General features: G+C 66.3%; 7 protein-coding genes. All 7 read left to right on the forward strand.

Annotated features, from left to right (window positions below; translation table 11 throughout):
* The first annotated feature begins 108 nt into the window (after positions 1–108).
* Positions 109–897, forward strand: coding sequence for a LamB/YcsF family protein (locus AC1DIM_RS13265; protein WP_477710952.1), 789 nt, complete (start codon positions 109–111; stop codon positions 895–897).
* A gap of 1 nt (position 898) precedes the next feature.
* Positions 899–1,624, forward strand: a complete 726-nt coding sequence (locus AC1DIM_RS13270) for a 5-oxoprolinase subunit B family protein (protein WP_477710953.1) — start codon at positions 899–901, stop codon at positions 1,622–1,624.
* Positions 1,621–2,646, forward strand: a complete 1,026-nt coding sequence (locus tag AC1DIM_RS13275) for a 5-oxoprolinase subunit C family protein (RefSeq protein ID WP_477710954.1) — start codon at positions 1,621–1,623, stop codon at positions 2,644–2,646. Before AC1DIM_RS13270 ends, AC1DIM_RS13275 begins: the two co-directional genes overlap by 4 nt.
* 55 nt (positions 2,647–2,701) lie before the next feature.
* Positions 2,702–4,039, forward strand: a complete 1,338-nt coding sequence (locus tag AC1DIM_RS13280) for an MFS transporter (protein ID WP_477710955.1) — start codon at positions 2,702–2,704, stop codon at positions 4,037–4,039.
* Between the two features lie 95 nt (positions 4,040–4,134).
* The gene (locus AC1DIM_RS13285; RefSeq protein ID WP_477710956.1) at positions 4,135–4,884 is read left to right on the forward strand and encodes an SDR family oxidoreductase; all 750 of its coding nucleotides are present in this window, start codon (positions 4,135–4,137) and stop codon (positions 4,882–4,884) included.
* Positions 4,885–4,944: 60 nt separating this feature from the next.
* Positions 4,945–5,886 (forward strand): 2-hydroxyacid dehydrogenase, encoded by a 942-nt coding sequence (locus AC1DIM_RS13290; protein ID WP_477710957.1) that lies wholly within the window; start codon positions 4,945–4,947, stop codon positions 5,884–5,886.
* An 87-nt stretch (positions 5,887–5,973) separates the two neighbouring features.
* The coding region (locus AC1DIM_RS13295) for an SDR family NAD(P)-dependent oxidoreductase (RefSeq protein ID WP_477710958.1) at positions 5,974–6,214 on the forward strand (241 nt) is incomplete at its 3' end.

Genomic DNA, 6,214 nt, shown 5'->3' on the forward strand with positions numbered 1-6,214 from the left:
AACCGCAGGCCCCGTGCCGGGCAGGTTCCCGGCATCCAGTTCACTACCGGAAGCTGACCTTTGCGCCTCGATGCGTATCGGTGCAGCCAACACACCAGGAGGGCTCACATGGGACCCACAGTTGATCTTGTGGCTGATCTCGGAGAAGGGTTCGGCGCGTACTCCATGGGCGACGACGCGGCCCTGCTCGAGGTGGTTTCCAGCGCCAACATCGCTTGCGGATTCCACGCAGGAGATCCTGACATCATGAACGCCACCGTGGCCGAATGCGTGCGCCGCGGCGTCAGCATCGGGGCGCACCCGAGTTTCCCCGACCTCCGCGGGTTCGGCCGGCGCGCTATGGACCTCACCGCCGATGAAGTCCGCAACGACATCCTCTATCAGTTCGGCGCACTGAGCGCCTTCGCCGCCTACCATGGCACCGGCGTCGTCCACCTTGCACCGCATGGCCGCCTCGGCAACCTCGTGGCCACCCGGCCCGACTACGCGGAAGCCGTCGCCGACGCCGCCGCCCGCATCAACCCGGACCTGATCGTGCTGGCCCAGGACGGTGAACTGGCCGACGCCGCCGCAGCCCGGCGGCTCCCAGTGGGCATCGTGGGCATCGCAGACCGCGCCTACGAGGCGGACGGCACTCTGGTGCCCCGCAGCCGCCCCGGCGCTGTCATCCACGATCCTTCGGCCATCGTTGAGCGCACCATCCGCATGGTCTGTGAAGGTGTCATCGAAACCGTCGCCGGAACCGACCTGCGGATCGTTGCCGACACGATCCTGCTCCACGGGGACACCCCGGGCGCCGTCCAGCTGGCCCGCCAGGTCCGCACTGAACTGGAACGCGCCGGCGTGACCATCGCCCCGCTGTCCCAGGTACTCGCCGCCAAAGTGAAAGCCGCCTGACATGTCCGACACCACAACACCAACTCCCGTGGAAGTTTTTGAATCCGGTGACGCCGCCCTGCGGGTCGTCGCTTCCTCCCCGGACAGCGAGTCCAACTGGTGTATCGTCCACGCCCTTGCCGAGTGGCTGGAAGCAGCCGGGGCCGACGGCGTCCACGGCGCGGTGCCCACCTACGACTCCCTGCTTGTGGAATTCGACCCCGGCGTCACCACCGCACGCCAGGTCCGGGCATTTATCCTTCTAGGCCTGCGCCAGCTCGAATTCACCGGGGCACCCGCCCGCGAACCCCAGGAATTCAGCGTCCCCGTGGTTTACGGCGGCGAGTACGGCCCCGACCTGGAGCGCGTTGCGGAACAGCAGCAGCTCTCCGTCAAGGAAATCATCGAACTGCATACCACTAAGTCCTACGTGATCCGCTGCCTGGGCGCTCCGGCCGGCTCGCCGATGATGGACGGCCCGGATTTCCCACTCCCTGTGCCCCGCCTGAAGGACCCCCGGCTGTCCGTTCCGGCTGGCGCCGTGGCCGTCGCAGGCCGGCAGGCAGTCATCGCCCCGGCCATGGCCCCCGGCGGCTGGTGCGTCATCGGCCAGACCCCGCTGACCGTCCTCGACGCAACGGCTGAGCCGCTGGTTCCTTACGTTCCCGGCGACGTGCTGAGGTTCCACCAGATCCAGCCGGAAGACTTCGCCAACTACGCAGGCCGGAAACTGGAGGCGGCACGATGAGCGGCTCCCTGGTCATCCAACAGCCCGGCAACTCCGTGGTCACCGACCTGGGCCGCTTCCGCGGACCCCGGTTCGGACTCCCTGTGAACGGTGCGCTGGACCAGTTCTCTGCGCGCGCTGCGAACATCCTCGCCGGTAACGGAGACAACGCGCCGCTGCTTGAGGTCACCGCACTGGACTTCCGGATGCGGGCCACCACGGACATCCTCATCGCCGTCACCGGGGCGCCCCTGCACCTCACAGTGGACAGGCGTGAATGCCAGCAGTGGGAGCCTGTGTCAGTCCGGGCCGGGGAAACCGTGGCGCTGCGCCGTATTACCGGCGGGCTGCGCGCCTACCTTGCCGTCCACGGCTCGGTGGAGGCACCTGTGCTGCTGGGCAGCTGCGCCCCGGACACCGTCGTCGGATTCGGCATGCGGCTGGGCGAAGGCACCGAACTCAAGACCTCCCGAACCGTTGCACCCATCAGGCAGCCGTACTTCGACCTGCCGCTGTTCCGGCTGGGACTGACCCGGCCCGAGTTCAGCAGCCACGCGGTCGTCGAGGTCACTGAAGGGCCCGACGTGCACGAGTTCGGCGACACCGCCGATCTGCTTTACAGCGCCGAATACACGGTCAGCGGCCGGAGCAACCACATCGGGCTGCGCTTGGGCGGGGAACTCCCCGAACGCCAGTCGAGTGCCGAAGTGCTCTCCCGCGGCGTTCCAGTAGGCGCCATCGAGGTCCCGTCCCGGGATGAACTCCTGGTGCTGCACCGCGGCCGCGGAGTCACCGCCGGCTACCCCGTCCTCGCGGTGGTCACCAGCCGCTCGCTCGACGTGCTGGCCCAGGCCCGGCCGGGCCACACCATAACCTTCCGCAGGACCACCGTTCCCGAAGCTACAGCGAAGTACCGGGCGGCCCTGCGGGAACTGGAGAACCTCCGTTCAACAGTCAGTACGGTCTTCAACCTCCTCGGCATCGGAATCGGCATCGGCAGCCAGCCAGGCTGGCAGCAGCTCGCCCCGGCAGCCGGAAGCTAATTACCCTCGCCTCAGCTTCAAACCCTTGTTACCATCCCCTTAAGTAAGGAAAGCCATGTCCACCTCTACGCACGCGGCCCAGCCGCAAGAGCGGCTCAGCAGCAAGCAGACCCGCAAAGTTGTGACGGCCGGCTGCGTCGGCATCTTCGTCGAGCTGTACGACAACGGCATTTTCGCGTTCATGGCCGGAACGCTTGCGCTCGTCTTCCTGGCGCCAGGTAACCCGGACAACGCCTTGTTGTTCGTCTTCGCCGGCTACGCAGTGTCCTTCTTCGTGCGCCCCCTCGGCGCCGTGGTCTGCGGATACCTGGGGGACCGCATCGGACGGCAAAAACTGCTGGTGTTCGTCATCCTGCTCATCAGCATTGCGACGGCGGGCATCGGCCTGCTTCCGGCCTATTCGGCCATCGGCATCGCCGCGCCGATCCTCCTCGTGCTGCTCCGCCTGCTGCAGGGCTTCTCCGTTGGCGGCGAAGCGGCCGGCGCTATGACCTTCCTCGCTGAGCACGCCCCTGAAGGCAAGCGCGGCATCATCACCTCCTACGCCCAGATCGCCTCCTTCGCGGCACTGCTGACCGGCACCTTGGTTGCGTTCTCCATGTCTCCCTGGCTCACCCAGGCAGCGATCGACGGCGGCGGCTTCGGTGCGTTTGCATGGCGCATTCCGTTCCTGGTCGCCATCCCCATGGGCATCATCGGCTGGTACATCCGCAAGGCCATCAGCGATACCCCGAACTTCCAGAAGCTGAAGGAAGAAGGCGGGCTGTCCAAGAACCCGTTGAAGGAAGCCTTCAAGTCCGCCGAACACCGCCGCGCCATGCTCCTGGCCATGTTCATCCCCCTCATGAACGGCTCCGGCTACTACGTCCTGTTCTCCTACATGCCCACGTTCCTGAAGGGCAAGCAGCTCAACTTCACCATCGGTGAAGCACTGATCGTCACCGCCTGCAGCCTGGTGGCCATCTGCATCGCGATCCCCTTCATGGGCGCCCTCTCGGACCGCATCGGCCGCAAGAAGGTCATTGCCGGCTCCGCCATCGCCATGGCCATCGTCGGCATCCCCGCCTACGCCCTGATCGCCACCGGCAACATGGCACTGGCCATCCTCGGCGCCTGCATCATGGCCGTCGTGTTCGCCGGCCACACCGCCGTCATCCACATCCTGATCGTTGAACTGTTCCCCACCCGTGTCCGGTACTCCGCGTACGGCCTGGGCTACAACGTTTCCTCGGCACTCTTCGGCGGCACGGCACCGCTACTGATGACCTGGCTGATCTCGTCCACCGGCAACATCTACATGCCGGCCTTCTACGCCGTCATTACCGCGCTGGGCACCCTCGTCGCTGTCAGCACTGTCAAGGACCGGGCACACCTGCCCCTTCGCGACGCCTGACCACCCACCATTCCACCAGCAGTGCGCTGCCCCGCCGGTAGCGCACTGCACCACTTGCGGGGCACCAACTGCGCTGCACCCACCAGGAGCCTAAAATGCCTTTCTCTGACTACTCCACCGCCGTCGTCACCGGCGCCTCCACCGGAATGGGCGCCGCGATCGCCGAACGCCTCACCAAGCGCGGACTCACCGTCCACGCCCTGGCCCGCAACGAGGACCGCCTGAAGGAACTTGCAGACAAGACCGGAGCCATCCCGCACGTTGTGGACCTGACAGACACGACGGCGCTGGCCGCCGTCGTCGGTGATCTTGAAGTGGATGTCCTGGTGAACTGCGCCGGAGTGTCCCGGCCGGGGAACATCCTGGACTCCAGCGAAAGCGACGTCGACGAACTGATCGACGTCAACCTCCGCGGTCTGCTTCAACTCACCAGGCTGGTGCTGCCGGGCATGGTGGAACGCGACCGCGGCCACGTCATCAACATCAGCTCCATCGCCGGCCTCTACAACTTCTACGGCCACACGGTCTACCACGCCACCAAGGCCGCCGTGCACCAGGTGTCCCGGCAGCTGCGCAACGACACCGTGGGCAAGCGCATCCGCGTCACCGAAATCTGCCCCGGCCGCGTCGAAACGGAAATCTTCGGCCGCAACATGGGCGGCACGGCCGAGGCCATGGAAGAAGCGTGGAAGACGTACTACGAGGGCTACGAGTCGCTGACCACTGACGACATTGTCAACGCCATGGACTACGCCATCGAAACGCCCCGCCACGTCAACGTGGGCATGCTCGAACTGATGCCCACCTTCCAGGTCCCCGGCGGACTCACCTTCGACAGGCGCTGACCCAGCGCTGACCCACACCCACCCGGCCCACCCCAGACCCAGGATCGATAGGTTTTCCCGATGCAAAAAGTCCGCACCGTCAGTTTCCCCGACCGGCAACTCCTCGCCGATCTTTCGCCCCTGCCCGAAGGGCTGAGAGGGGTGGTGTGGGACTTGAAGTCAGATCCCGACGGCGGGACGCTGAGTGAGATCGACGGCGTCATCCTCCCGTACATCGACGCGTCCGCTGTGCTGGGCTCGCTTGCGCAGGTGGAGGACCTGAAGTACGTGCAGACCCAGTCCACCGGGTACGACGGCGTGATCGAGGCCGCCGGGCCGGCGGCCGGCGTGGCCAGCGCTTCCGGCGTCCACGCTGCCGCGACGGCGGAGCTCGCCATCGGGCTGATCCTCGCCAAGCTGCGCGGCATCGACCAGGCGGTGCGCGACTCGCAGTACGGCCTCTGGCGGCCGGAACGGCGCCAGTCCCTGGCGGACCGGCGCGTGCTGTTGGTGGGGGTCGGCGGGATCGGGCACGAAATCGCCCTGCGCCTGGCGCCGTTCGAGGTCACCGTCACCCGAGTGGGGAGTTCGGCCCGCACCGACGAACACGGCGAGGTTCATGCATCCAGCGAGCTGGCCGCGCTGGCCGATACGCACGACATTCTGGTTTTGGTTCTGCCGCTGAACGAGCACACGCACCAGCTGATCGGTGAAGAAGTCCTCGCGGCCCTGCCGGATGGTGCCCTGGTGGTGAACGTGGGCCGCGGCTCGGTGGTGGACACAGCCGCCCTGACCAAGGAAGTCCTGTCCGGGCGCCTGCAGTGCGCCCTCGACGTCGTTGATCCCGAACCGCTGCCGCAGGACCACCCGCTGTGGTCCACGCCCAACGCGCTGATCACTCCGCACGTAGGCGGCAACGCGTCTGCCTTTCAGCCCCGGATTCTCAAGCTCCTGAGGAGGCAGCTTGAGGCCCTTGCCGCCGGCCAGGCCCCGGCCAACCTCGTGCAGAACGGCCCCTTCTAGGGAGCAGTGCCTCCAGGAAACAGTGACGAAGAAGAACTACCACCCGCGCGATACTGCGCAGAGTGCGGCGAAGGAGCTGCTCCATTTATGAATTCACTTTTTGATTTGACGGGGCGGGTTGCCTTGGTGACGGGGTCGAGCCGGGGGATTGGTAACGCGTTGGCGCGGGCGTTGGCTGAGGCGGGTGCGACGGTGGTGTTGAACGGGGTGAATGCGGAGCGGTTGAAGGCTGCTGAGGTGGCGTTGGCTGCTGATTTCGGTCCGGGCCGGGTTCATAGTGTCGCGTTTGATGTCACCAGTGATGCCGAGGCTGCCCGTGGTGTTGCGT

Source organism: Pseudarthrobacter sp. 01T43 (genome assembly GCF_056398665.1).